At 58.7% G+C, this 26,805-nt stretch carries 24 protein-coding genes and 1 pseudogene; 11 read left to right on the top strand and 14 right to left on the bottom strand.

What is annotated here, in order from left to right:
- Positions 1-141 precede the first annotated feature (141 nt).
- Positions 142-3,537 (top strand): TM0106 family RecB-like putative nuclease, encoded by a 3,396-nt coding sequence (locus tag JQ611_RS06525; protein ID WP_212464876.1) that lies wholly within the window; start codon positions 142-144, stop codon positions 3,535-3,537.
- 45 nt (positions 3,538-3,582) lie between these two features.
- Here JQ611_RS06525 and dinB read toward each other — a convergent pair whose 3' ends face one another.
- The 6 genes and pseudogenes from dinB to JQ611_RS06555 all read right to left on the bottom strand — a co-directional run bounded on the left by dinB (position 3,583) and on the right by JQ611_RS06555 (position 8,907).
- A complete protein-coding gene (gene dinB, locus JQ611_RS06530) occupies positions 3,583-4,683 on the bottom strand; it encodes a DNA polymerase IV (RefSeq protein ID WP_212464877.1) in 1,101 nt (366 codons plus the stop codon).
- Complete coding sequence (locus JQ611_RS06535) at positions 4,680-5,405, bottom strand: SOS response-associated peptidase (protein ID WP_212464878.1); 726 nt, start codon at positions 5,403-5,405, stop codon at positions 4,680-4,682. The genes dinB and JQ611_RS06535 overlap by 4 nt, the downstream gene beginning before the upstream one ends.
- Before the next feature lie 55 nt (positions 5,406-5,460).
- On the bottom strand, positions 5,461-5,886 hold the full coding sequence (locus JQ611_RS06540) for a thermonuclease family protein (RefSeq protein ID WP_212464879.1): 426 nt from the start codon (positions 5,884-5,886) through the stop codon (positions 5,461-5,463).
- A 15-nt stretch (positions 5,887-5,901) separates the two neighbouring features.
- A pseudogene (locus JQ611_RS06545) lies at positions 5,902-7,963 on the bottom strand (ATP-dependent helicase).
- Between the two features lie 61 nt (positions 7,964-8,024).
- Positions 8,025-8,474, bottom strand: a complete 450-nt coding sequence (locus JQ611_RS06550; protein WP_212464880.1) for a hypothetical protein — start codon at positions 8,472-8,474, stop codon at positions 8,025-8,027.
- A gap of 37 nt (positions 8,475-8,511) precedes the next feature.
- Positions 8,512-8,907 carry a hypothetical protein gene (locus JQ611_RS06555; RefSeq protein WP_212464881.1) on the bottom strand — a complete coding sequence of 132 codons (396 nt, stop codon included), beginning with the start codon at positions 8,905-8,907 and terminating at the stop codon, positions 8,512-8,514.
- Positions 8,908-9,052: 145 nt separating this feature from the next.
- On the opposite strand from JQ611_RS06555, the gene JQ611_RS06560 reads away from it, so the two are divergent.
- Both JQ611_RS06560 and JQ611_RS06565 read left to right on the top strand, forming a co-directional pair.
- Entirely contained in the window at positions 9,053-9,985 is a 933-nt protein-coding gene (locus JQ611_RS06560) for a Ku protein (RefSeq protein ID WP_212464882.1), read from the top strand.
- Positions 9,986-10,128: 143 nt separating this feature from the next.
- Positions 10,129-10,743 (top strand): cell envelope biogenesis protein TolA, encoded by a 615-nt coding sequence (locus JQ611_RS06565; RefSeq protein WP_212464883.1) that lies wholly within the window; start codon positions 10,129-10,131, stop codon positions 10,741-10,743.
- Positions 10,744-10,770: 27 nt separating this feature from the next.
- On the opposite strand, the gene JQ611_RS06570 is transcribed toward JQ611_RS06565, so the two are convergent.
- Positions 10,771-11,034: a hypothetical protein gene (locus tag JQ611_RS06570; RefSeq protein WP_212464884.1), complete on the bottom strand. Its 264-nt coding sequence runs from the start codon at positions 11,032-11,034 to the stop codon at positions 10,771-10,773.
- Between the two features lie 238 nt (positions 11,035-11,272).
- Here JQ611_RS06570 and JQ611_RS06575 point away from each other — a divergent pair, with 238 nt between their 5' ends.
- Together JQ611_RS06575 and JQ611_RS06580 are read left to right on the top strand one after the other, a co-directional pair.
- Positions 11,273-12,058, top strand: a complete 786-nt coding sequence (locus tag JQ611_RS06575) for a hypothetical protein (protein ID WP_212464885.1) — start codon at positions 11,273-11,275, stop codon at positions 12,056-12,058.
- Between the two features lie 201 nt (positions 12,059-12,259).
- Entirely contained in the window at positions 12,260-12,445 is a 186-nt protein-coding gene (locus JQ611_RS06580) for a hypothetical protein (RefSeq protein WP_212464886.1), read from the top strand.
- Between the two features lie 109 nt (positions 12,446-12,554).
- On the opposite strand, the gene JQ611_RS06585 is transcribed toward JQ611_RS06580, so the two are convergent.
- The 7 genes from JQ611_RS06585 to JQ611_RS06615 all read right to left on the bottom strand — a co-directional run bounded on the left by JQ611_RS06585 (position 12,555) and on the right by JQ611_RS06615 (position 18,897).
- Positions 12,555-12,761 carry a hypothetical protein gene (locus tag JQ611_RS06585; RefSeq protein WP_212464887.1) on the bottom strand — a complete coding sequence of 69 codons (207 nt, stop codon included), beginning with the start codon at positions 12,759-12,761 and terminating at the stop codon, positions 12,555-12,557.
- A gap of 52 nt (positions 12,762-12,813) precedes the next feature.
- On the bottom strand, positions 12,814-14,964 hold the full coding sequence (locus tag JQ611_RS42670) for an acetate--CoA ligase family protein (protein ID WP_212464888.1): 2,151 nt from the start codon (positions 14,962-14,964) through the stop codon (positions 12,814-12,816).
- Between the two features lie 3 nt (positions 14,965-14,967).
- Entirely contained in the window at positions 14,968-15,756 is a 789-nt protein-coding gene (locus JQ611_RS06595; RefSeq protein WP_212464889.1) for an enoyl-CoA hydratase/isomerase family protein, read from the bottom strand.
- A 140-nt stretch (positions 15,757-15,896) separates the two neighbouring features.
- The gene (locus JQ611_RS06600) at positions 15,897-16,559 is read right to left on the bottom strand and encodes an amino acid ABC transporter permease (RefSeq protein ID WP_212464890.1); all 663 of its coding nucleotides are present in this window, start codon (positions 16,557-16,559) and stop codon (positions 15,897-15,899) included.
- Positions 16,559-17,242 (bottom strand): amino acid ABC transporter permease, encoded by a 684-nt coding sequence (locus tag JQ611_RS06605; RefSeq protein WP_249132978.1) that lies wholly within the window; start codon positions 17,240-17,242, stop codon positions 16,559-16,561. The genes JQ611_RS06600 and JQ611_RS06605 overlap by 1 nt, the downstream gene beginning before the upstream one ends.
- Positions 17,243-17,251: 9 nt before the next feature.
- The gene (locus tag JQ611_RS06610; RefSeq protein ID WP_212465030.1) at positions 17,252-17,980 is read right to left on the bottom strand and encodes an amino acid ABC transporter ATP-binding protein; all 729 of its coding nucleotides are present in this window, start codon (positions 17,978-17,980) and stop codon (positions 17,252-17,254) included.
- Positions 17,981-18,045: 65 nt separating this feature from the next.
- Positions 18,046-18,897 (bottom strand): transporter substrate-binding domain-containing protein, encoded by an 852-nt coding sequence (locus JQ611_RS06615; protein ID WP_212464891.1) that lies wholly within the window; start codon positions 18,895-18,897, stop codon positions 18,046-18,048.
- Between the two features lie 265 nt (positions 18,898-19,162).
- Between JQ611_RS06615 and cofH the strand changes: the two genes are divergently transcribed.
- From cofH to JQ611_RS06645, 6 genes are all read left to right on the top strand, one after another.
- A complete protein-coding gene (gene cofH / locus JQ611_RS06620) occupies positions 19,163-21,652 on the top strand; it encodes a 5-amino-6-(D-ribitylamino)uracil--L-tyrosine 4-hydroxyphenyl transferase CofH (protein WP_249132980.1) in 2,490 nt (829 codons plus the stop codon).
- A gap of 14 nt (positions 21,653-21,666) precedes the next feature.
- Positions 21,667-22,350 (top strand): NADPH-dependent F420 reductase, encoded by a 684-nt coding sequence (gene npdG / locus JQ611_RS06625; RefSeq protein ID WP_212464892.1) that lies wholly within the window; start codon positions 21,667-21,669, stop codon positions 22,348-22,350.
- Complete coding sequence (cofE, locus tag JQ611_RS06630) at positions 22,347-23,108, top strand: coenzyme F420-0:L-glutamate ligase (protein ID WP_212464893.1); 762 nt, start codon at positions 22,347-22,349, stop codon at positions 23,106-23,108. The genes npdG and cofE overlap by 4 nt, the downstream gene beginning before the upstream one ends.
- A gap of 39 nt (positions 23,109-23,147) precedes the next feature.
- A complete protein-coding gene (cofD, locus tag JQ611_RS06635; RefSeq protein WP_212464894.1) occupies positions 23,148-24,110 on the top strand; it encodes a 2-phospho-L-lactate transferase in 963 nt (320 codons plus the stop codon).
- A 2-nt stretch (positions 24,111-24,112) separates the two neighbouring features.
- Positions 24,113-24,721: a 2-phospho-L-lactate guanylyltransferase gene (cofC, locus tag JQ611_RS06640; protein ID WP_212464895.1), complete on the top strand. Its 609-nt coding sequence runs from the start codon at positions 24,113-24,115 to the stop codon at positions 24,719-24,721.
- 742 nt (positions 24,722-25,463) lie between these two features.
- Positions 25,464-26,762 (top strand): hydantoinase/carbamoylase family amidase, encoded by a 1,299-nt coding sequence (locus JQ611_RS06645; protein WP_212464896.1) that lies wholly within the window; start codon positions 25,464-25,466, stop codon positions 26,760-26,762.
- The last annotated feature ends 43 nt before the right edge of the window (positions 26,763-26,805 follow it).

Here is a 26,805-nt window from a genome sequence, read left to right on the forward strand (position 1 = left end):
GTTTACTCCACCGAGGCGACTATAGGCCGGATTGCTCGCCTACTTCGAGTGCAATCCAGGCACGATACTCGGGAAAATAGCATAATATACACGGCGAAATCGAGCCGGCTAACCTCGCTGGATCGTCGACAAGGGTGGGCAATGCAGAAAATCGGGGCAACGCTAAATTTCAGCTCGGGTGACTTGGTCGGGCACCTGAATTGCCGCTACCTGACGGAGCTCGATCTCAAGGTTGCGAACGGGGAACTCGAGAAGCCGAAGGTCTGGGACCCGGTACTCGAAGCGCTTGTGGAGCGAGGGGTGCTGCACGAGCAGGGCTTTATCGAGCATATCAAATCCGGCGGAATCGCCGTAACGCTGATCAACGGAGTTGGTGTCGACAGCATGTCTGTCGCTGCGACCGACGATGCGATGGCCCGCGGTGATCCGATCATTGTTCAGGGCGCGCTTCAGGCGGGCCGGTGGAGCGGACGGACCGACGTTCTACGCAGAGTGGAAACACCGAGCCATTTCGGCGCTTGGTCGTACGAAGTGATGGACACGAAGCTCGCCCGCGAAACGAAGGGCAACACGGTCCTTCAGATATCCCTGTACTCCGACCTGCTTTCCGAAAAACAAGGGGTGCAGCCGACCTCCGCCTATGTGGTGACGCCGGGCACTAACTATACTCCGGAAGCTTATCGTATTGCCGACTATGCTGCTTACTATAGGCACGTCAGGGGAAGCCTGGAGCGCTCGGTCTCGGTTACTGTCGCCGATCCTGCGTATCCCGAACCGGTCGAGCACTGCGAAATTTGTCGATGGCGCCGTCATTGCGATGACCAGAGGCGGGCCGACGATCATTTGTCCCTCGTCGCAAGCATCAGCAAATCCCAAATCGGAGAGCTGGTCAGGCACGACGTCGTAAGCACGGCTGCGCTCGCAACCATGCCTCTGCCACTCCAGTGGAGACCCGATCGGGGAGCCGCCCAAAGCTACGAGAAGATCCGTGAGCAGGCCAGGATTCAAGTCGAGGGGCGGACGCTGGGGTCGGTCGTGTACGAAACCCTGCCTCCGATCGCGGGATTTGGTCTATCTCGCCTTCCTGAGCCCTCGGCAGGCGACATCTTTTTCGACTTCGAAGGTGACCCATTCGTCGGAGACGGCGGGCTGGAATTTCTGTTCGGGTATCTTTACCTCGATGCTGACGGCGCCCCCCTATACACTGGGGATTGGGCCTCCAATCGGCAGGATGAGAGAGCCGCATTCGAGCGCTTTATCGACTTCGTAAGCGGACGCTTGGCGACCTATCCCGACTTGCACATCTACCACTTCGCACCCTACGAACCCGCAGCGTTGAAGCGCCTGATGGGTCGGTACGCGACGCGCGAAAGCGAGGTAGACAATCTGCTGCGCGCCGAGGTCTTCGTCGATCTTTTTGCGGTCGTCCGCCACAGTATCCGTGCCAGCGTCGAAAGCTATTCGATCAAGAAACTCGAGCCGCTCTATTCATTCGAACGAACCGTGGCGCTGGAGGACGTTGGCCGTGTAATGGCAAGGACGCAGGCGCGCTTGGAAATGGCAGATTCGTCGGGCATTCCTGAGGACGATAAGACCGCGATCAAGGGCTACAACCGGGATGACTGCGATTCCAACTCTGCGCTTCAGATGTGGTTGGAAGCGGTGCGAGCTAGTCTCATCGCCAATGGTGCAATAATCGAGCGGCCCGTTCCGAAGGTCGTGGAGATCAGCGAAAAGCTGGGCGATTGGCAGAAGAGGGTAGAGGGCCTTATCGTTCGGCTCACTAACGGCATACCCGACGACGTAGCCGATCGGACGGTTGAAGAGCATGCGCGCTGGCTTCTAGCGTACATGCTGGATTGGCACGGTCGTGAAAAGAAAGCCGTTTGGTGGGAATATTATCGGCTTCGCGATCTTTCAGCCGAGGACCTTCTCCACGAACGGGCGGGTCTCGCCGGACTAATTCTCCTTGAGCAGGCTGGTGGCACCGCCAAGGCGCCCATCCATCGCTACAAATTCGAGCTGCAGGATACCGATATCCGACCGAACGGCAAACTTCGGAGCATCGGAGGAGATCACTACGGAACTGTCGTCGCCATTTCGCACGATGATCGGACGATCGATATCAAGAAGCGCGGCGACACGGCCGGCTTCCATGCTGAGGCGGTCTTTACCCATAAATCGTTTGACCACGATGAGCAGGCTGAGTCCCTCTTTCGGCTCGGAGAATACGTGGCCGCCAATGGGTTGGAAGGCGAAGGGGATCATCGAGCCGCACGCGATCTTTTGATGGCAAACGCGCCGCGACTTCGGGGACAAATGCTCCAACTCGATCGCGAGCCGACGCTGATTGCCGCTGTGCGGATCGCTCTCGATTTAGATCATAGCGTTTTTCCAGTCCAGGGTCCGCCGGGCGCGGGGAAAACATACACTGGCGCTCGTATGATCTGCGCACTCGCCCGTGACGGTAAGCGGATCGGTGTTGCGGCGAACAGTCATAAAGTAATCCGCAACCTTCTCGACGGAGTGATTGTCGCGGCGGCTAGCGAGGGCTTGCAGATCCAATGCGTTCAGAAGGTGACCGACAAGGAGGATGATCTTCCGACTCTGCAATTCGCGACGAAAAATGAAGTTGCTCTCGATGCGTTGGGTGGCAGCTGTGCCGTTGGTGGAGGTACCTCCTTCTTCTGGGCTCGAGCCGACGCACGTCTTTGCGTCGATGTGCTGTTTATCGACGAAGCCGCGCAGATGTCACTAGCAGACGTGTTAGCAGTTTCTCAGGCGGCAAAAAGCATCGTGCTTCTTGGAGATCCTCGGCAACTAGAGCAACCGATCCAGGGAAGCCACCCGGACGGCATAGGCGTCTCGGCCTTGGATCATATCTTGGGGCCTCATGCTACCGTTCCGCCTGATCGTGGTCTTTTTCTTGCCGAGACTTGGCGACTGCATCCCCTTATCTGCGCTTTCAATTCGGAGTTATTCTACGACGGCCGCTTGAAATCTCGGACGGGCCTGGAGCGCCAAGAGATAAAGTCAATCGGTAGGCTAAAAGGTGCTGGCCTTCGATACCTCCCGATCGAGCACACCGGCAATCAGAGCTCCTCGCCGGAAGAGGCCGATGCTATCCACGATCTTGTCTCTGCGATCTTGGGATCTGGCACGACGTGGGTCGATCGACTCGGCGCCGAGTCCCCGATTGCACTCGACGACTTCTTAATCATCGCTCCATACAACGCACAGGTTTTCGAGCTCCAAGAGCGACTGCCAGGTGCGCGTATCGGAACTGTGGACAAGTTCCAAGGACAGGAAGCGCCCATAGTCATCTATTCGATGGCGACGTCCAGTCACTCCGACGCCCCGCGTGGTATGGAGTTTCTCTACAGCGCTAATCGCCTGAACGTTGCGACGTCGCGTGCGAAGTGTGTCTGCCTTATCGTTTCATCGCCTAGATTATTCGAAGCGGAATGTCGGACGCCTCGCCAGATGCAGCTGGCTAATGCATTTTGCAGATACCTAGAGCTGGCGACGCCGGTTTGAATTGGCCGACGTAATAGCTTTCGACCAAGCCGATCCATGGTCCCATCAAAGCGGCAGGCTGAATTGAGGCTCCGCCTGTACTTCGCCCTGTAGCGAAGAAACCGAGACACCTAAAAGCCGGACCGGCTTGGGGACCGGCATCTGCAGCAAAGCGACCGATAGGCGTTCCAGGTCGCTTCGGCTCGAAACCGCGACCGGGACAGATTTGCTGCGCGTGATAATCTCGAAGTCGTTAAATTTTATTTTAAGCGTCACCGTGCGTCCCCGGTTGCCGGCGCCTTCGCAATATCGCCAGACCTTGTCGATGAGCGGTTGGAGTTCGACGACCATAGCGTCGAAGTCAGTGAGGTCGGTGGAGAACGTGTTTTCGGCGCCGACGGATTTGCGGATCCGGTCGGCGCGGACCTCACGGTTGTCGACGCCCCGCGAGATCCAGTAGTAGTAGCTTCCGGCCTTCCCGAAGTTGGCCTGCATGAATTCAAGCGACTGGTTGCGCATGTCGAGGCCGGTGTAGAGGCCGAGAGCGTTCATCTTGGTGCTCGTTGCCGGTCCGATTCCATGAAACTTGCTGACCGGCAGGTTTTCGACGAACGCCGGTCCCATTTCCGGCGTGATGACGTACTGGCCGTTCGGCTTGCGGTGGTCGGAGGCGAGCTTTGCCAGAAACTTGTTGTAGGAGATGCCGGCCGAAGCGGCGAGGCCGGTTACTTCTTTGATCTTCGCACGGATCGCGAACGCCACGTCCCGCGCCAATGGAATGCTTTGCAGATTTTCGGTCACGTCGAGGTAGGCCTCGTCCAGCGACAGCGGCTCGATGATCGGTGTGTGCTCTGCGAAGATCTCACGGATTTGCTGCGAGACCGCCTTGTAGACTTCGAAGCGCGGCTTCACGAAGATCAGATCTGGACACTGCCGCTTGGCGGTTACCGAGGGCATGGCCGACCGCACCCCGAACTTGCGGGCTTCGTAACTCGCGGCTGCTACGACGCCCCGCTCCTGGGATCCGCCGACCGCGACTGGCTTACCGCGGAGATCCGGATTATCCCGTTGCTCAACGGACGCGTAGAAGGCGTCCATGTCGACGTGGATGATCTTGCGCTGGCGGCCCGGGGGAACTGCCTGGTCGTCATCGTCCTGGACGGTCACGTTGTCTGCCCGGCCGGATCTTCCTTGACGCCGCGGGCGACGATTTTGAGCGACCCGTCCGAAAGCGGCCGCTGCAGCTTCAAGACCTCGTCCGCAGGAGCCGTCATCCAGGTCTCGACTTCGTCCGGCGTCGTCAGAATCACAGGCATTGCCTTGGGGTGGATGGTGCCGACCTCGGCGTTCGGCTCTGTCGTGAGGAACGCGTAGAGATCGTTGGTCGTCTCGCCCTCCTTGACCTTCCGAACGGACGTCCAGTTGGTCCAGATGCCGGCGAAGCAGGCGAGGGGGCGGCTCTCATCGAGCGCGAACCAGATGTCGCCGCCTTCGGCCTTGTTGAACTCGCTAAACGAGTTGAACGGCACCACGCAGCGGTTTTCGGTTCCCAGCCATCTCGTCCAGTGTTTGCTCTTCACGTTGCGGATGTTGGTCGTGCCGCCGTCCGGCTCCATCCGGAGCAATTCGTTGAAATCGACCGCCTTGCCCTTGGCCTGCAGCTTTTCGGCTCGTTTTTTGGTGGCGTCCATCAACGCCTTTGAGGACGATGGCATGCCCCACCGCGCCGTGGCGAGTTCGCGTCCCCTGGCTCCGTTGCGCACGATCGGTGCCTTGTAGTCGGGAAACACGCCGGGCATCGGCGCCAGATTGCCGACGTACCGGTTGATCACCCGAAACAGCGCGATGATGGCGGCCTGGTTGGTGGTGATCGAGTAGAGATTACACACGGGGGTCTCGTCTGTTTTGACGGCCGCACGAACGGCTCTTGAACGGTCTCGAATCCTATTTGCGCGAGCAGGTGGTGTCGCTGATCTTGTACCTGCCGCCGGAGTATTTGGGCCAGTCGCACGCGGTGCCGGACCTGGTCATCTGTTCGGCTATGTCGACCTTGTCGAGGAAGCACTGTGCCACGATGCGGTCCCGACTGGTAGGTCGGGACCGGCCGTCGCAGACGGTGCCTTCACCCACTTGCAGGCAATGCACCGTCTTGCCCTCGATCATGCTCGACAGCACGCCGGCGGCCTGACCGTAGCCGGCTTGCCCGCGCTCGGGGGCGTCGATTCCGCAGATCCTCACGCGTACCTTGGCGCCATCGGCTTCCATGGTGAAGGTGTCGCCGTCCGACACGGCTAGAACCTTTCCCAGGTAGTCCGCCGCTATTGCTGGCGAACAAACAAATGCGGCGACCATTGCGGTGAGTAATCTCATTTCGGCATCTCCCGGCTACCGCCACATTCCCCGCATGCGGGCGCCTATATCCACCTTCGGCCCTTCCGGGGGTGCGCGCCACAGTACCGGCAGGCACAATCGGCCAGGCCGTCCGCTCGAACAGTTCCAGCAGCTTTTCGGGAATGAAGCGCGTCCTGGAGGCGTAGAGATGACGATCGCCCTGCGCGTGCTGGCCATGGACGAAGAAGCGCTGCGGCACCACTAGATGGAGGTCGTCCTTTGCGCGGGTCATGGCGACATAGAGAAGGCGACGTTCTTCCTCGATCTCGGCCGAGGTGCCGGCGCCGAGATCGGAAGGCATGCAGCCATCGACGACATTGAGTAGATAGACCGACTTCCACTCCTGGCCTTTGGCGGAGTGGATCGTCGACAGGATGAGGTAGTCTTCATCCAGCAGCGGCACGCCGGCCTGGTCGCTGGTCGCGTCGGGTGGATCCAGCGTAAGTTCGGTCAGGAAGCGTTCGCGCGAAGGATATCCGGAAGCGATCTGCTCGAGCTGGAGCAAGTCAGCCCGCCGGGTCTCGGCGTCTTCATGGATGCGATCGAGATGTGGTTCATACCACAAGCGAGCCCGCTCCAGATCGGCCGGCCATTCCGAATATCTGAGGTTGCCCAAGGTCTCGACGAAACCCTTCCAGTCGTCGCCGGCGCGCGGCGGCGTCGGGATGCCGGCGAGCGTGGCGATCGGGTCGGCAGCTTCCGCCATGCGTTCTAGCACGCGCTGCGCTGTCGCTGATCCGATGCCCGGCAGAAGGTGCAGCAGACGGAATCCTGCGACCCTGTCGCGCGGATTTTCGACGAACCGAAGCAACGCCAGCATGTCCTTGATGTGGGCGGCGTCGAGAAATTTCAGTCCGCCGAACTTCACGAACGGAATGTTCCGGCGCGTCAGCTCGATTTCAAGCGGACCGCTGTGGCTGGACGTCCGGAACAGAACGGCTTGCTCCTTGAGGAGCGTACCCGACTCGCGGTCCTCCAGGATGCGCTCGACGATAAAGCGGGCCTGGTCGGCCTCGTCGCGGACGGTGACGAGTTGCGGCTTGGCTCCGGACGTCCGATCGGTCCAGAGGTTCTTGGTAAAACGCTCCTTGGCGAGACCGATAACGCCGTTGGCGGCGGCGAGGATTGTCTGCGTCGAGCGATAATTGCGATCGAGCGTGATAATGTTCGCAGGCGGCGAGAACTGGTCGGGAAAGTCGAGGATGTTGCGCACGGTCGCGGCGCGGAACGAGTAGATCGATTGGGCGTCGTCGCCGACGACCGTGAGGCCGCGGCCTCCGGGCTTGAGCGCCAGCAGGATCGAGGATTGCAGGCGGTTGGTGTCCTGATACTCGTCGACCAGGACGTGGTCGAAGCGGCCGCCGATGTCATCGGCCAGGCCGGCATCGCCGACCATCTGCGCCCAGTAGAGCAGGAGATCGTCGTAATCGAGAACGTTCTGCTTCTGCTTGGCCTCGACGTAGGCAGCGAACAGCTCCTTCAGCTCCGCCGCCCATCCGGCGCACCATGGGTACGACGTGCCGATGACCTGCTCGATCGGCATCTCGGCATTGACGCAGCGCGAATAGATCGAGAGACACGTTCCTTTAGTGGGGAAGCGGCTTTCGGTCTTAGAGAAGCCTTTCTCATGCCTGACCAGGTTCATGAGGTCGGCGGAGTCTTCGCGGTCATGGATCGTAAAGGCTGGATCCAAGCCGATCTGTTCGGCGTATTCGCGCAGCAGCCGGGCGCCGATGCCGTGGTAGGTCCCGGCCCAAGTCAGTGCGTCCGTCATGACGCCGGCGTTGTCACCCAATACTTTGCGGGCGATGCGTTCGACCCGCTTGGTCATCTCGGACGCGGCACGCCGTGAAAACGTCATCAGCAGGATCCGGCGCGGGTCGGCGCCCTGAACGATCAGATGGGCGACCCGATGGCCGAGGGTGTTGGTCTTTCCGGACCCCGCTCCTGCGATCACCAGTAGCGGCGGCGCCCCCAATCCTCCCGCGGGGCCGTGCTCAACCGCACGCCGCTGCTCGGGATTGAGGGCTTCGAGGTAGGCGGTTGCCGTCTGCACCTTGGGCGTCCGTTCATGGTTGGAAGAAACGACGGTCAATGATTCCTGCCGTGATCGCAACCTAGACCTCCCCTCGAGGGTGACGCGGCTGCCAACCAAGTTGGAGCAAGGTCGCGGAGGGGCGCCGCCCGGCCTTGGCGCACTTGCGGCAGCGCAGACGGCTTGCAAGATCGTGCACGAAGGTGGTCGGCGGGTGCTTGAGGGCTGCCAAATCGACATCGTTCGGGGTCTTGCACCGTGAACACTGGATTTCCAGCCAGGGAAAGCCGCCGTTAATAGCCTGGTCAATGGTTGGCGAGGGGTCGATCGGTTCGCCATCGCTCCACATCCGCTCGTTCCAGCTTTCGCAGAGCAACCTGTCGGCCTGCTGGACCAGCGCAGCACCCTTGGCTCGCATCTCAGCTGATTGCGCAGCCAGAATGCCGGTCATCGCGCGTGCTTTCCCCAATTCCTTCGTCAGAGCCTTTCGGTCTCCGCCTGACAGCGGCGTGGGGTGGTGTTTTGGCGCCATTCGGACATCCAAGCGCAGACCAAACTCGGGGTGCAGGCTAGGTCATGTCAAATCCCGGCCAGCACCCGTCTTCTTCGTGTCTACCGGTGCGCTGCTGGCAGGTGTTGTCGAGCAGCCGCTGCGCGACGTCCTTCCAGACCGCGTTGCCGCCATACAATCGGACTGCATCGGTGGTCTGGATTTCCACGGTGCGCTCGCAGCGACGGCAGGAGATGCGCAGCACGTGGCGCTGGATTTCCGAAAGACGCCGCTGCCGCAGCTGGGCTCCGGTCGCATCGGCGCGAGGGTCTTTAAGGACCGATTCCCAGTATTCGGCCGGGAGGGGCGCATCCGGAGCCGCAGCGGAGGGGGCCCGACTGCGGCCGGCTTCAGCGGCGAGCTTTTCCATCTGTTTCGGGGTCGGCATGCGCCAGCTCGCGGGTCGGTCGGTCATCCCGAATTAGAACATAAAGAGAACGAAAGTCGAGTCCGATCGAGCCGCTCCGTGAAAAAATCATCGGGTTGGAAAGGTCGCGATGTCGGAACCAAGCCGGGCAATTCGTCTTGAATCCAGCATCAGTAGTGGAGTTCCCCCCGTCATGGCCCCCCGCGCTAACTGGAAAGGCTTTCTGCGTCTTTCCCTCGTCACCTGTCCGGTAGCGCTCTATCCGGCCACGTCGGAATCCGAAAAAGTCACCTTCAACCAGCTCAACCGGAAGACCGGCCACCGCATCAAATACGCCAAGGTGGACGCCGACACCGGCGAGGAGGTCGCCAACGAGGACATCGTCAAGGGCTACAAGGTCGACACCGACACCTTCATCGAGGTGACGAAGGAGGAGCTTGAGAACGTCGCGCTGGAATCGACGCGGACGATCGAAATCGACGAGTTCGTCGACCGCAGCGAGATCGACCCGAGGTATCTGATTCGTCCTTACTACCTGGTGCCGGACGGAAAGGTCGGCCACGACGCCTTCGCCGTCGTCCGCGAAACGATCCGTGAGATGAACAAGGTCGCCATCGGACGGGTGGTGCTGACCAACCGTGAGCACATCATCGCCCTCGAGCCGATGGACAAGGGCCTGATGGGGACGCTGCTGCGCTATCCTTACGAGGTGCGTTCTGCGGACGAATATTTCGACGATATTCAGGACGTCAAAGTCACCAAGGACATGCTTGATCTCGCCAAGCACATTGTCAACCAGAAGGCGGGCCACTTCGAGCCGGACAAGTTCGAAGACCAGTACGAAACCGCCCTTCTCGATCTCATCAACCAGAAGCGCGCCGGCAAACCCATCACCGCGAAAGCGCGCCCCCGCGGCGAGAACGTGGTGGACCTGATGGATGCGCTGCGCAAGAGCATCGGACGAGGCGCGGCGGCAGCGACAGAGGCGCCGAAAAAGCCAGCCAAGAAGGCGCGCAAGGCGGCGGCCGGGCAGAAGGAAATGCTGATGCCGATTGCCGGCAAGAAACCGGCCAAGGAGGCCGCGGCAAGGAAGCTGCCGGCCAAACCGCAGCGGAAGTCGGCTTAAGCGGGTTCATGGAAAGCTCGCTCCGACACGCCGGATGCGTCGAAAATTCCTGGGCGGACCGCTCTGGAAATTCTCTGCTCGCGAGGTAGACTGCACGGCTGATCGCATGGCAGCGATCAGGGGGCGGTGCGGGGAAGCGTCTCATGGCGAGAAAACTCAAGACCTACCAGACCTCGCTGGGCTTCTTCGATCTGGCGATGGCCGCTCCGTCGATGAAAGCGGCTCTGGAAGCGTGGGGCGCCGACAGCAATCTCTTCCACCAGGGCGCGGCGAAGGAAAGCGACGATCCGGACGTCATCGTTGCGGCCATGGAAAAGCCTGGCGTCGTTCTCAGGCGCCCGGTTGGAACCGACCGACCTTTCAGCGAACATGCCGAACTACCCACCGATCTCGGCGGCGGTGGACCAACGAAAGCCGCCCGCAAATCGAAAGGCCATAAGGCGAAGAAGCCTTCCTCTCGCCCCGTCGACAAGGCCGCGGAACGAAAGGCCGCTTTCGACTACGAACGGGAACGGAGGAGCCGCGAGCTTGAACGGGCGAAGGAAGAGGCCGCCAGGCAGAAGGAGCGTGGACGCCGTCAGCAGGCGGTCGACAAGGCGCAGGCTGCGTTGGACAAGGCCAAGCAGGAGCACGCGAAGCGGGCCGCCGCCATCCAGGCCGAGGCCGAGGCTATCGAGAAGAAAGCGCAAGTCGAAAAAGCCCGCTGGGATAAAGAGAAGGAGCGATTGGGAGCCGCGTTGCGGCGCGCGCAGGGTTAGTTTCTGTCACGCTCGGCGCCGGTCCTTCTAATCAGGAGGGCATTCTGGGCAGGTATCACCGATCGAGTTCAGCACGTCGCGAACCTCGGCCGCCGCTGCATCAGGGGAGACGCCTGTTGGCGGCTCTTTACGGGCGATATCGAACGCTCGCTCCCACGCATGCGGATCGGCGCGGTCCTGCATCCAACCGTGCCCCTCGCACTCGCGGATGGCGCCAGCGTCCTGAAGCACGTCAATCGCCCATCCGTGCATCGTCCGTATCACCGGCCTTCGTTGACTTGTCATCAGCATGGAAATGGCTCCTGAACGGCGAATCTGATCCGACTTTTTGTCTACCGAATACCAGTAGCGGCTTGCCGGGCTCGCCGGCGGCGCCTAGTTTACGTTAATTGCACTCCTCGTCACAGTCGCGCCGCATTGTGTTCTTGATGGCAGTCACCCAGAGAATCTTAGCTCGCGCGCACGCCGAATAGGATATAGTAGCCCTCGACACACCTCATTCAGCCCTTTGCTGCGCGAGTAAATTGCGATGTTACTTGGACCTACCGACCCGGAAGAAATCATTCGTTTTCTCTTAGAGGATACTCCCGAGCCGTACCTATTTGCGCGGGCGATCGGACTTCTTACACTCTGTGCGTGGATGAGGTGGCCCGATGACCAAGACGCCGTCCTGGACGCCCAAACGACGGCCGCGGCCACCGCTTTCTTACACGAGCGAACAAAAGGGAATATGCCGACAATCCCACTTACTCTCGACCGATTGTGCGATTCCATCGTGAATAGAAGAGCCGCTGGCCAATATTGGGAGGCATTCAATGAGCAGATGGGAATAACTGACATAGTCTCGTTCTTCATGCACTGCCCTGAGGAGCAGCGGCCCAGTCTAGGCAAAGCCTATTACTTCATCGATGAAGGGGGCCTCGTTTCGGCCGCTTCCGACGAAGAGGAACGAACGCCCTTGAAGCGCGACCGTTCATCCTTGAAGGATGCATGGAAGAAGCATGCTAGGTCCGGTCCATTGCTCTGGGCAACCCTGGTGTTTGAAAAAGACTCGGAAGCTTTTTGGTATGCGCCAGATGACATCCACTGCTTGAAGAAAGCAAATGCCTTGGTGCAGAGCAAACAACGGCTCTTGAATTTATTTGGTATTGCACTGTTCTCTCAGGAACGGCTCATCCAATTATTGCAGACGACCGGCGCCGCTCCGAGCAAATTCCCTCTCTTTCCAACAATCGTTAAGCCGATTGAGCCAGACATTGGCACGTTCGACAAAGAACAGCTACGGATCCTCGATAGCTACTCTGCGCCCCAATAACATCGGATTTCTCCACGTGGGAGGTGACGGATGGGTGTCCGGCATACGGCCTAAATCCGGTGCCGACGGACATAAGGCCGCGTACTTTCCTACGGTTATCTGCATCGTGCGAAACTCGGCGGCCGTCATGGCGCCGAAACCAACCGCAAGCAGCATGGGCATCGCAGATCTGCGAAAGCAGCGAGGCGACCTGCCAGGAGCATGCGTTTCGATCTGAATTTCGCGTCGGAACAATGCCAGACTATCGCCGCAAACCAAACGACAGCAACCAACGTCCGGCTCAGCGCGAGCGGAGATTCTGCGCGGGTCATCGCCGGTGCAACGATCTCCAAGCCGGCGCGTCGTGCACTTAAAAAAGAGCCGAGGCCTATTGAAGGCCTCGGCTAAGTCTAGGGAGGAACGACCATTCGCCCGGTGTATGACCAGGCCCGTGGGCCGCGACGGAGCTCAAACGCGTAGTTGCGTCGTGATCGCTCGATGTGTCGCTTGCGACGCGTCAATTGTATTTTACGAACCCCGGCTCGTGGGATTTGCAGTCGTGCTGCGCCCGACATGAATTCTGCATCTCCGGCATGAGCATGACCGTCGCAACGATCATCCCCAGATTGATGAGGACTCCCAGAACGGCCAGGCCGAGAATTGTCCCTTCTGACATTGATGATGCGTCAGACACGTCGTACTCTTCAGGTAGAAGCGGGTGCATTACTCTTTCCCCGGTTAAGCGATTGGCCTTCGAATAATTACGTGAGCCCGCGCTAATTTAAGATCATTCGGACGTCGATCACGCTGAGGCCCTTTGGATAAACGATCGTCGGATTCAGATCGATTTCCTCTATCTCGGAATAGGACATAGCGAGGTCTGAAACGCGAAGCATCAGGTCGACAAGTGCCCGACGATCGACAGGACCAGCGCCTCGGACGCCATCAAGCAGGGCGCGACCCTTAATCTCCTCCAGCATGCCGAAGGCGTCTGCCTCGTCGATCGGGAGCGAGCGGAATACGACGTCGCGTAAGGTCTCGACGAGTGTCCCGCCCAAGCCGAACATCACGACTTTGCCAAACGTCGAATCGGTCGTAACTCCGATGATAACTTCGAGCCCGCCCTTGGGCGCCATCGCGGCTACGAGTACACCCTGAACGGCGGCGTCCGCAGAATACTTTCGAGCATTATCCAGGATTAGGTTGTACGCTGAACGAACAGCACCAGCGCTCCCGATCGCCAACTGGACCCCGCCCGCTTCAGTCTTGTGCACGATGTCCTTTGAAACGACCTTCATCGCCACAGGTTGTAAACCGAGCATCTCAAAGGCGTTGACCGCTTCCTTCTCGTTGTGTGCCATGTAGGCGGGAGCCACAGGAGCGCCTGCAGCTTCCAATATCGCTCGACCTTCATGTTCGAGAACAATTTTTCGTTTCTCAGTACGGCAGTTCGCCAAGACGGTATCAAAGACGTCTTGACGTCTCACGCCGAAGTCGAAAGCGGGAGACGATGCTTTACGACGCACCTCTTCAAATTCGGCCAAAGCCTCCAGCGCTCGTATGGCGTGGTCAAGCGACGCGTAGACTGGTACGCCGATCTCCTGCATCCGTGAAAGGGGACGCGGCTTCTGGTGGCTTTGAAGGGCGGAGTAGAGGCTATGAATGAGAACGGGTTTGGCGCTTTGCTTTGCCAGTTCTCCAATGGCGTCTGTCGTTGCGAGCTCGATTTCTAACAACGAGGACGCAAATCGAACCGCGTACCCTCCAAAAAGCCCAGTGATGAGGAGCCCATCCACATTCGGGTCTTCAAGCAATGCCTTCGTACAAGCGGCGAATACGGACGGATCCGCGTCCGTGCCACCGGCTACGTCAACGGGGTTTCCAAGCGAAGCTGCCGGAGGCAGAATGGATGCGAGCTTCTCAGTCGTTTGAGCGGACAGTGTTGCCAGCGAAAAATTCCGATGGCTTAAGGCGTCGGCCGCGATGGTTGCGTGGCCTCCACCGTCGGCGAGGACCGCGATCCGACGGCCCCTGAGGCTGGGCGAACACTCGAGTGCCTGGGCGATCGGGAGGATTTCGTCCGAGCGTTCGGCCAAGATTGCCCCTGCCTGCTTGAGCACCTGCTGCGATACGAAGTAATTTCCTGCAAGAGCGCCGGTATGTGACTTCGCGGACGAGCGGCCAGCCTCGGATCGACCCGACTTGTAGATGACAACAGGCTTAGTCGCCGTTAGCCGGCGTAGCGCGCTCAAGAAGCGCGGGCCATCTTTGATTCCTTCGACGTAAACGATCAAAACGCGCGTGTTTGGATCGAGGGCGAAGTAATCTAGGTATTCGTCGAATCTCACGTCGGATTCGTTACCAATCCCGATATAGGTGCTAAGACCGACGGAGCCCTGAGCTTCAGCTTCGGTAACGAGCGCTAAAGCCATATTGCCGGATTGCGACAGCAGTCCGATGTGGCCTTTCCGCAGGTTGGAGAAGCCCACAATGTTACAAGCGTTGTGGGTGTTGAATATCCCGGACGTATTGGGGCCGATAATGCGCACTCCACCACGACGAGCGATAGCGACCATTTCGTCTTGAAGGGCCTTGCCTTCCTCATCCGCCTCGGCGAAGCCGCCGGCGAGGACAACAGCTCCCTTGACCCCCAGCGAGGAAAGGCGCTGCATCAGATCTGGAAGGGTTTTCGCTGGCGTGCAGACCAGGGCCAGATCGACCGTCGCAGGTACGTCGTCAATGCTCCGGTAGCACTTAAGTCCGAGAATTTCGGGCTCTCGCGGATTCACCGGATAAATCGTGCCGGTGTATCCGTCCTTGATGAGGCGCTCGATCGATCGAAAGCCGCGCTTGGTCGGGTCTTTCGACGCGCCGATGACGGCGATCGAGCGCGGATAGAGCACGTCAACGATATTAGGGCTCGGCACGTATCATACTCCCTTGAACACCGGAGCACGCTTCTCCGCGAAGGCGTCGATGCCCTCCTGCCAATCCGCCGTTGTGGAACAAAACATCATGCCTTCCAGCTCGGCGATAAGGGCTGCCTCGAACGTGGCGTCCGATGAAAAGTTGAGCAGGTTCTTCGCGAGCTCCATGGAGAACGGCGCTTTCGTCGCGATCTCCTTTGCAAAACGGCGAGCGTCCACAAGGAACTGGTCATCGGGGAAGCAGCGTGTTGCAAGCCCAATGCGCGTGGCTTCCGCGCCATCAATTCGCTCACCCAGGAAGACCAGCTCACGAGCTTTGCTGAGGCCGACCAGACGGGGGAGCAGCGTTGTTACGCCACCGCCGAGGAAGTTTCCGATGCTGATCTCGGGAAGGCCAATCCTGGCACTCTCGGCCATGACCAGGAAGTCGGACGCTATGGCAATTTCTGCTCCGGCGCCGAGTGCGAAGCCGTTAACTGCTGAGATCACGGGCTTCCCGAGCGTATAAATCTTCTTGCAGACCTCTTGCTCTCCCCGCAGGTACTGGCGGCGATCGAACGCGGTCCGGCCCTGCTTGTGTTCCTTGAGGTCCGCCCCGACGCAAAAAGCGCGACCCTCGCCCGTTATGATGACGACGCGGACCTGGCGATCAGCCTGCGCATGGTCCAAAGCTTGGTTGAGCTCGTCATATAACTGCTGAGTGACGGCATTCAGGCGATGCGGTCGGTTCAAACGAATCTCTGCTATCGCATCTTCGACGCTATAGATGATCGTTTCAAAGGCCGTGCTCATGTCGCCATCCTCAATTGCAAGCTGATAGCCTGCGAGACTGGGCAGAACTTGATGTGAGCCAGCGGCGTTGGCGAATACAAAATACTCAGACCCGATAAGTCGCGGTTATCTGACGGGCGAGGGAGGTCTGAGAAATCCTGTTAGTGGCCGAGCCGATGCTCAAGCCTGCTGGCAAGGCGGATGATCGGCCACAGAATGGCAAGATAGATCGCGGCGGCGAGAACGATCGGCGATGAGTTGAGCGTTGCGGCGCGGGCCATGTCGGCAGAATAGAGCAGCTCGGGTAGCGCCACGACGCTCGCGAGCGACGTCATCTTGACGACCTCGACAGTATTCGAGACGAGGTCGGGCAGCACGTTACGGATTGCCTGGGGCAAAACGACAAATAGCATTGTTTGCATGTAAGATAGTCCGGTTGACCGGGCCGCCTCTCTTTGCCCGCGCCCAACGCTTTCGAGGCCCGCACGGTAAACTTCGCCATAATAGGCGGACGTGTTCAGCAGGAAGGCCACGCAAACACACGAAAAGGGGGACAGCCGCACGCCCATGAAGGGCAGCCCGGCGTACAACAAGATGAGCAGGAAGAGCGGCGGAAGTGCCCTGAATAGATCAATGAACGCGATCACCGTAATTCTGACGGCCGTCAAGCGTGTTTGTCGTCCAAGGGCCACAACCAGGCCTCCAAGGAGTCCAAGCGGGATGACCGCCGCGCATATCAACAATGTCATCTTCAGTCCCTTCCAGAGAATAGGAAGAGAGTTGATCATTGTCTGATAGTCGAAATACTGGTGGGCCAGATTCATCAGGCGCGGGTCCAGGAAAACTGAGCTTCAATCCAGCGGCCGAGCACCGTGATCGGAATGAACAGTGCCAAGTAGGCAAGCGCTCCCATCGTTAGCGGGGTGATGTTTCCAACAAAGCTCTCGGCCGTGCTCGCGACATTGAGAATTTCCGGGACGCCGATGACGCTGCCGAGAGCCGTGTTCTTGATGATAACGATCGTTCTGTTGGTAAGCGGAGGTACGGTGATCCGAATGGCCTGAGGTAGGACGACAAAGAGTAGCGTCGGCGAATATCCGAGGCCGGTTGATCTTGCTGCTTCCCACTGTCCTCGGCGGACCGACAGGATTCCCGACCAGAAGATCTCTTCCGCAAATGCGGCCAGCACCAGACTTAGCACGATCCAAAGTACGGAGAAATTGGACAGATCGATGCCGAGGCCAGGTAAGCCAAAATAGGTCAACAGAATCAGAACCAGCGGAGGAAGAGACCGGCAAATGTCGCTAAAGGCGACGATGACGAAGTTGATCGCTCGTATCTTGTAGGATCGAATAATCGCAAGCAGGAGGCCCAAGCCAACGCCAGTCACGATGACGCAGGCCGCGACCTCGATTGTCACTAATGTTGCCCGCGCAATATCGTCGAAGTAACGGGCAACGAGGTCCGACCGAAAGAACGTGTCGATGAACTGGTTGGTTGTGCCCAAAGTCGCGCCCTATTCGATGCTTGAGCGGGAGACAAAGGCCTGGGTCTCAGGGCGCGCGCGCGAGCTGAAAATGTGCTCCGCCGTGCCCTGCTCTTCGATTACGCCGTCTCGCATCAAGATGATGCGATCCGCCGCTTCTCTCGCGAATCGCATCTCATGGCTTACCACGACCATTGTCATCCCAAGGCCGCGCAAGTCGCGCAGCACATTGAGCACGGAGTCGACCAAGCTGGGATCTAGTGCGGACGTTGGTTCGTCGAAGAGCATGAGTTTCGGCTCAAGCGCGATTGCGCGCGCAATTGCAACTCGTTGCTGCTGTCCTCCCGAGAGTTCCGAAGGGTATGCTTTGGCCTTGTGTCTGAGTCCGACTTCGTTCAACGCGGACAGCGCAATCGCATTGGCGGTCCGTCGGTCGTGCTTGAGAACGAGGCGCAAGGCCAACTCGACATTGCCGATGGCGGTCATGTGAGGGTAAAGATTGAACGATTGGAAGACCATGCCAATTGTGCGGCGGACTTGATTGAGGTCAGTCCTGGCGTCCAGGATGTTCACGCCGTCCACGGTGATCGAACCACTATCGGGGTCTTCAAGACGGTTAATGCATCTCAGGAGAGTACTCTTTCCCGAGCCGGAAGGACCGACAATAAAGACGAGCTCCTGCGGCGCTACGGTGAGATCAACCCCTTTCAGAACCTGGACCCCGGCGAATGACTTCTTGATCGCTCTCATCTCGAGAATTGGGTGTCCAGGCGAAGAGCATGGATTTGCAATATCAGGCCTGCGAGACATCGATTGCATAAGGTTCATGTTTTCGGCTTGCACGCAGGGGCTGGATGAGGTGTCGGATCGTAACCGGCGACGTCCGGCACTCCCAGGCCTGGGTAGATTGTGACGCTCGCTGAGTCGGGGTCGGGCGGAATGCCGAACCATTTTTGATGAAGCTGGGCGATGATTCCTGCCTGCTTCAAGCATTCAATGGCCAAATCCAATCTTTCGCGGAGGCGGAGGTTGTCCTTCTTCACCGGAATTGCAAATACCAGGCCTGTTGAAGTCTTTAGCGAAAGGGTCACCGCCGGGTTTTGTTTGACGATCCAGGCGGCGGCCGTGCTGCCGGTGAGCATCGCGACCGCTTTTCCCGAAAGGATGGCTTGAATTGCGTCAACGCTGGTTCCAAACGACTCGATCTTCCAGCCGACGGTAGAGGCCTGACCTCGCGCCCATTGATCGTAGGTCGAGCCCTTGTTTACCGCTATCGTCTTGTTCTTGAGGTCGTCGAGCCGCTCTAACGCAAGGCCACTCTTGGGAACGATGAGCTGAAAGTCCGTGTTGATGTAACCCTCGGTGAACAGGAGATTACTTGCGCGTTCCGCGTTCGCCGAGACCGGCGCTGCGAGGAAATCGTAGACCCCCGACTGGAGGCCGGGGACGAGTCCCGAGAATTGAACGGAGTCGAGCTGAATTTTCGTTCCGAGCTGCTTTTCAATCTCTTTGACGAGATCTACGTTAAAGCCGTCGAGCGTGCCGTCGACTTTCGGCATTGCATGTGGTGCGAACGTGCCGTCGATGCCGGCGCGAAGGGGTCCCTCTTGACAAAGGACCGCGGTGGTGCCTGCAAGCATCAGGCTTAAGATAGGAAATATAGCAATGAGGCGCACAGTACCCTCCGACCTCGAAGTCCCTATCAACGCCGCCAAACGACCATGCGGCATTAGGGAGTTGGGATAGCGCGACGCTTCCACAATTCAGTGTGCGGGGCCATTAAGAAAGTGCCGGGCGAGTATAGCTTAAACATATACGCGGCGCGTCTATTGACTTTGACATGACTCGGCATTGCGCCTTTAGATAGGTGCATCGAGCGTCGACCTCGGACTGCAGACCCGAGGTGGGCGCGGTTGTCTCAAACGAGGATGAGTTGTTCGCATGACGTTCAACCGAGAGCTCAGTGAATCGGCTGATGTGAGAGGGCAGGATCGCGCTGGCTCCGTGATGCTTCAGGTTCAGGACGAGCCGCATCAATCGATCTACGAGCAGGCCGACGTTCTTCTCGCGAAGTTTGAAGCAACGCCGCTGGCGCAACTTCTGTCACAGGCAAGGGCCCTGAGAGAAGAAGGGCATGGTCGGGTCGTCAGCTACTCCAGGAAGGTTTTTATCCCGCTGACCCGTCTTTGCCGGGATACTTGCGCGTATTGTACGTTTGCTACCGTACCCAGCAAACTCAAGTCGGCGTTCCTTTCGCCCGAAGAGGTGCTTTCGATTGCCAAAAGCGGCGTGGATGCTGGCTGCCACGAAGCCCTGTTCACCCTCGGCGACAAGCCAGAACTTCGGTACGAGGCGGCAAGGGTCGCTCTTGCCGAGTTGGGGTACTCTTCCACCGTAGAATACCTCACAGCGATGTGCAGCCTTGTTATGAAGGAGACGGGTCTGCTTCCGCACGTCAACGCGGGTGTGATGACAGAAGCGGAGATGGCTCAGCTGCGTGCTGTGAGCGTTTCGCAAGGGATCATGCTCGAAAGCGTTTCTGATCGTCTTTGTGAGAAGGGCGGTCCCCACTATGGTTCTCCAGACAAGGTTCCGGAGGTCCGTCTGGCGATGATTGCATCGGCGGGGCGCTTAGGCATTCCGTTTACCAGCGGGATTCTGATCGGAATTGGCGAGACGCGGCGGGAGCGGGTTGCGTCTCTATTGGCGTTACATCGCCTGCATTGGCAGTACGGTCACCTCCAGGAGATCATCATCCAGAACTTCAGGTCGAAGCCCGACACGCGAATGGCTTCGAACGAAGAGCCGGGGATGGACGAGCTGCTGTGGACCGCCGCGGTTGCAAGAATCATTTTCGGCGCGAAGATGAACATTCAGGTGCCGCCGAACCTGAGTTACGATCGGTTCTCGATGCTGCTGCAGGCTGGCATCAATGATTGGGGCGGAGTATCGCCTGTGACGCCCGATCACGTAAATCCTGAGGCGCCATGGCCCGATCTAAATCGATTGGAGACTGCGACGGCGGGAGCAGGTCTCAATCTTGTGGCGCGCCTGGCGATCTATCCCGATTTTGCGCAAAACGCCGACAAATGGCTTAGTTCCGAGCCGGCGCTGCGCACCCAAGTCCTAAGGTTTTCAGATGCCTCAGGTTTCGTGCGCGACGACGACTGGGCTCCGGGACTGTCGGGTATCTCGATACCCAAAATGCAGGGGGGCAGGTCCACCAGTTCGGTGGAGCGCCTGATTGCCCGTTCGTTATCCGGGGTTCGGCTGTCTGAGCGCGAGATTGCCGACCTTTTCGAAGCCCGGGGCGGCGACGTCGAGGCAATTTCGGTTGCTGCGGATGATCTACGGCAGAAGGTCTGCGGCGACGTTGTTCGCTATGTCGTGAACCGCAATATCAACTACACGAACGTCTGCACATTTAAGTGCGGTTTTTGTGCCTTCTCCAAAGGCAAGCTGAGCGAGCAGTTCAGAGGTACGCCGTACGACCTGTCATTGGAGGAAGTCGCCAGGCGCGCGCGGGAGGCGTGGGACAGGGGCGCTTCCGAGGTTTGTATGCAGGGCGGAATCAACCCGCATTACACGGGTGCGACCTATTTGTCGCTGCTAAAGGCGGTGAAAGATGCCGTTCCCGAAATGCACGTTCACGCCTTCTCGCCTCTCGAGGTGTCGCAGGGGGCGGCGACGTTGGGTCTGTCGATTCGGGCGTTTCTCGAGCAGCTTCGGGACGCGGGCCTCGGTTCGTTGCCTGGCACCGCCGCTGAAATCCTAGACGACGAAGTTCGCGCTCAGATCTGCCCGGACAAGCTCAGTGAGCGGCAGTGGCTCGAGATTGTCGGTACGGCTCATGAGGTGGGACTCAGGACCACCTCGACGATCATGTTCGGTCATCTTGAGCGCCCCATCCACTGGGCGCGTCACTTGCTGGCCATTCGCGATCTGCAAGAGCGTACGGGCGGGTTCACCGAGTTCGTTCCCCTACCGTTTGTTCACATGGAAGCGCCGCTTTATTCGCGAGGGATGACACGACGAGGGCCGACCTGGAGGGAGGTGCAGTTGATGCACTCGATCGCCCGCTTGGTGTTGCATCCTCTTATCCCAAACATCCAGGCATCCTGGGTCAAGCTGGGCACCGAAGGTGTGACGCGGCTTCTGCGGGCGGGTGTGAATGACCTGGGCGGAACGCTGATGAATGAAAGCATCTCGCGGGCCGCGGGGACTCAGCATGGTCAGGAACTGGGTCCTCAAGCAATGGAAGCATTGATCGCTTCGTTGGGGAGAATCCCGCAGCAGCGGACGACGCTCTACACGCCGATCTCGCAAGAGCGGAGAGAAGCAAGCTTCCGCGCCGCAACGCTCGCCGATGTCGTGCAAACGCCGTTCCGCGCCAAACGGAAGGCGCCGCGCAACGAAACACAAGCCGTTTAAGAAGGAAGGCAAGTATGGTCGAGAAGTCTTTGTCAATTTGCGTTGTTGGCGGTACTGGCGCCGAGGGAAGTGGCCTTGCGCTCCGCTGGGCGCAAGCTGGACATAAAGTTACCATTGGCTCGCGCGACGTCAGTAAGGCCCAAAGCGTTGCGGCGGAACTTAACGCCATCCTGGGCAAGGATTTGGTCGTAGGCGTGGACAGCAAGGCCGGATCTTCAAGCGCAGACATCGTGGTTTTGACCGTGCCGTTCAAAGCTCAACTCTCGACGGTGGAACTGCTGAGGGATGAACTTGCCGGCAAAATCCTGATCGACGTCACTGTGCCGCTTGTCCCGCCAAAAGTCTCCCAAGTGCAACTACCTGATCATGGCTCTTGCGTCGTCGGGGTTCAGCAAAAGCTTGGCTCGAAGACGAGAGTTGTCTCGGCTTTCCAAAACGTCTCGGCGCACAAGCTCAAAGACCTGAAGGTAGAGATCGATTGCGATGTTCTGGTCGCCGCCGATGATAAAGAGGCGCGCGAGACTGGGATATCACTCGCCAAAGACGCCGGTCTGCGCGGTATCGACGTTGGGCCGTTGGCGAATTCGGTCGTCGCCGAAAGCATGACATCGGTTCTGATCGGCATCAATCGGAAGTATAAGGTTCCTGATGCCGGTATCCGCATCACCGGCGTTGGAGTTGCGCAGCTAAACCAATGAAGTCGCAAGATCTGTTGATTCGTCCCCTTCGTGGTCTACCAGCTGTCGCTGCCGGCGACGACTTGGTTGGCCTCGCGTTGCGCTCGATCAAGTCGATGAATGATGAGCTCCAGGACGGGGACGTTCTGGTCATCACCCAGAAAATCGTCTCGAAAATGCAGGGACGCTCGGTCGACCTTGCGAGCGTCGTTGCATCGGCTGAAGCGATTGAGTTGGCGCGGAAGACAAACAAGGATGCTCGACTGGTCGAGCTGATCCTCAGGGAATCTAGCGAAGTCGTTCGGGCTGTACCCGGACTGATCATCGTCGCTCATCGTCTCGGCTTTATCCTAGCAAACGCGGGCATTGACCGTTCGAACTCGAGCGGCACTGAAGTGGTGCTTTTGCTACCGGAAGATCCGGACGGTTCGGCTGACGAAATTCGGTCTGCTATTTTGGCGAGGACCGGAAAGAACGTCGGGGTCGTGATTATCGACAGTATCGGTCGTGCTTGGCGCTTGGGAACGGTTGGTACCGCAATCGGCGTGAGCGGGATGCCCGCTCTTCTAGACCTTCGGGGGAATCTCGACCTCGATGGACGTCCACTCGAATCCACGGAAATTGGGTTGGCCGATGAGCTCGCAGCCGCATCGTCCTTGGTGATGGGGCAGGCCGACGAAGGAACGCCGATTGTTCTCGTTCGAGGCGTTCCCTATGAGAGGCTCGCTGGCAAGGCGACCGATCTGGTGCGTCCTAAGAACAACGATCTATTCAGATGAGCAGGTATTGTTATCCCTCTTGGATGGTTGGAGCGGGGTATGGTTGATCGGTTCCGAGTCCTCGCACTCGCGGGGGGAGTTGGCGGCGCCAAGCTGGCCTATGGTCTTGCGCGATCGTTAGGTGACCGTCTCACCGTGCTCGTTAATACGGGTGACGACTTCGAACATCTCGGCCTTCACATTTCGCCGGATCTAGACACGGTGATGTATACTCTTGGAGGGATCGCAAACCCGGAAACGGGCTGGGGAGTTGCCGGCGACAATTGGAACTGTTTGGATCAAATCGGAAAGCTCGGCGGACCAAGCTGGTTTCGTTTGGGCGACAAGGATTTGGCGACCCATGTGCTGCGTACAAATCGCTTGCGCCGCGGCGAGTCACTCACCGCGATTACGAACGACCTCTGTAGGGCTCTGAATATCACCTCTACGATATTGCCGATGACGGATGATACGGTCAGAACGATCGTGCATTCGTATACGCGGACGCTTCCCTTCCAGGACTATTTCGTGCGGTTGCGGTGCGACCTGCCCGTCACACGGCTTTCGTTCGACGGGGCGGAGACAGCTAAGTTCAATGAAGGGTTGTCGAAGTTGGCGAAGGGGCAAGAGCCTATTTGCGTGATTATATGTCCGTCGAACCCCTATCTGAGTATTGATCCAATTTTCTCGCTTCCTGGCCTTAAGGATTGGATCCATGACGTCGCGTCTGCCGTGATCGCCGTCTCCCCGATCGTAGGCGGAGCTGCGATTAAGGGACCTGCGGCCAAGATAATGGGCGAACTGGGTGTCGTCCCATCGGCACTGTCTGTGGCTCGCCACTACCGCGATGTCGCTGGTGGATTTGTCATGGATCGTGCTGACGCCGCTGATGCGGATGAGGTTCGCAGCTTGGGTATGGAGGTCGTTACCACTCAGACCGTTATGCGCGATCTCGATGGTCGAGTGACCCTAGCTCACGATTGTCTCGACTTCGCTAAGCGCCTTATGAAGGAAAGGTCGTAGCCATGCAGGTCGTTATTCCCTGTAAAGCGTTCGGCTCGGGCAAGTCGCGTCTGTCCGCATGTCTCGAATCGGTTTCGCGGCAAGAGCTGTGCAAGAGCCTATTTGTTCGCACGCTCGATCTCGCGATGAGAACCTTTTCGAGGCAGCAAATTTGCGTGGTGACCAACGACGAGAATGCTATCGCGCTGGCTCGAAGTCTGTCGATAGAGTGCGTGATTGATCCTGGCAGAGGTCTCAATGAAGGGCTTGAGACGGCAAAAAGAGAGATGTTGCGTGCAACCAGAGCGGCCGGAGCGATGTTGGTCCTTCCGATCGATCTGCCGTACGCCGACAAGCAAATTATCTCGAGCTTCTGCGAGTCAGACAAAGAGATTGTGATCGCGCCGGACGACGGCAGGACCGGGACAAATCTTCTCAGGATTCGTGCCCGGGCACTAAAGGAGTTTGCGTTCGAGTTCGGGGAAGGAAGTTATGAGCGCCACCTGGCTCAGGCCCGCGCCAAAGGATTGAGCGTGGAGACGGTTACCGATTGGCGGCTGGGATTTGATTTAGATGGCCCTGCGCAATACTCCAGCTGGACGCGGTGCAAGGAAGACGCGGCGGTCATTTAAGACATCCCGTGCACGAAAATAGGGCGAGCCGACGTATCCCTCTAATCAGGAGTAGCTGGAGGGTTCGTGATCCCATCCACAGCTTGCTACCTGGTGGGAAAGGTCCTCGTCCGCTCTTCTCGAGCAGAATTGTCCGGAGTATGCGCCGTTGGCTCTTGCGTCACTGGCTTCTTTGGCGACCCGCCTCGGCCGCGCTTTCTTAATTTCATGACGCTGGAGATGGTCTTCTCCTCCCTGTGGAATTGGTTCGCTGGGGTTTGTTCGACCCGAGAATGACGCCCACCGATTGGGCTTGATTGTCGCGCCGTCCGAAATTGTGTAAGCGGGCCACCGCTTAAGCGGGCAGGGCGCCCGTAGCGCGAAACCTTCGAATACCTGGGAGGAGCTATTGGCCGTTTGCAATGATGCCGATCCGATCGAACGTCTAAATTCGGCTCATTTAGGCAGCTAGTTGATGTCGAAGGTGGTCACCCTAATGCTGTTGCCGACGCGCGCGAAGACGGCAAGTATCGCGACCGCTGTGGGATGATATGCGGCTCGCCGAAATGCTATGCGGACGAAGTAGATACGAAGCTATGCATCCGCACCTCCGTGAGCCGGTGTATCCCGACTGTTCTTCCGCGGGCTTGATAACTAGGAGTTATGGCGCCGGTCCATTTTGTATTCGCCTGGCCAATTTGACTGTTTCATTGTCCGTTCGAGGCAAAGCGAACGGTGGAATGGAAACGAGGCTGTCGATTCTATGAGCGGTAATTCGGGGTTTGATGATATCGGTGCGGTGGCATCTGCCGTAAAGGCAAACGAGCAGTACGCGACGGACATCTTCGCTGAGCTTAGAGCGGGGAGCCTGTTTGGCGGCGGAATTACACGAGACGCCTATGGAAAGGGCGAGCAGTTCGCGCATGATTTGGTTGTTCGTCATGGGCGAGAAATGTCACTTGAAGTGACCCATGACGCCGCGCGAAATACCTATCTCACCCTTCCGGGGAGGGATCGGGGTCTACCCTCCGTCATCATCGGGTCACACCTGGATTCAGTTGCTAACGGGGGTAATTTCGACGGCGCGGCTGGCGTGATCGCCGGTCTTATTGCGGTAAAGTCGCTCGTAAGCATGAACTTTCGTCCGGTGTGCGATGTGACTGTTATGGGGGTACGCGCTGAGGAGAGCGTTTGGTTCGAGCAGTCCTACATCGGGAGCCGATCCGCACTGGGGCAGCTTTCCTCCCAGGCTTTAAAGGCGCCTAGGATCGACACCCGCAAGACTCTGGAGGATTACATCCGAGAGGCAGGTGGCGACCCTGAACTGATCCGGAGAGGACAGCCGTTCCTTAAGAAAGAGCAAGTGCGTGCGTTCCTTGAGGTTCACATCGAGCAGGCGCCCGCGCTCGTCGACGCAAAATGTTCCATCGGCATTGCCACAGGTATTCCAGGCAACTTCCGCTATCCGAACGTCAAGGTAACCGGCGAATATGGACACGTCGGTCTCTACAAGAAGTTCCGGCAGGATGCGGCTTTGGCCGCTGCGGAATTCGCTCTTTGCCTGGACCGCACGTGGGAGGAATGGGAGCTCAAGGAGCGGCCGATGGCCTTCACGATCGGGCGTTTCCACACGGATCCCAAGGAAGATGCCCTGACAAAGGTGGCCGGCGAGTGTACGTTTAGCCTCGACGTTCGCGCCTACAGCGAGAGCGACATCCTGGAGCTCCATGAGACGGTTCTCGGCTTCGCGGCTGAGATCTCACTGAAGCGCAAGGTCCGGTTCGAATTTGGCGCAACCACCAGAGCGGAGGTGGCTCTCGTAAATAAGGACTTCCGGAAGGGCCTTGAGGAAATTGCTCACGAGTTCAATTTTCCGTTCATTCGCCTCGGGAGCCCTGCCTCGCATGACGCAGCGGCGTTCGCCATCGCCGGCGTGCCGATGGGAATGATTTTCATTCGCAATGAGAACGGCAGCCACAATCCGGCAGAGGCGATGGAGATCTCCGACTTTCTGGATGCAACCGCCGTGTTGACGCGCTGGCTTCATCGCGAGTTGCGCTGACAGCGCAAGCGCGAGTACCAGCTCTCCCGAGGGGGCAGTTGCC

The organism is Bradyrhizobium sp. AUGA SZCCT0182 (genome assembly GCF_018130185.1).
In the GTDB taxonomy this organism is placed as follows: Bacteria; Pseudomonadota; Alphaproteobacteria; order Rhizobiales; family Xanthobacteraceae; genus Bradyrhizobium.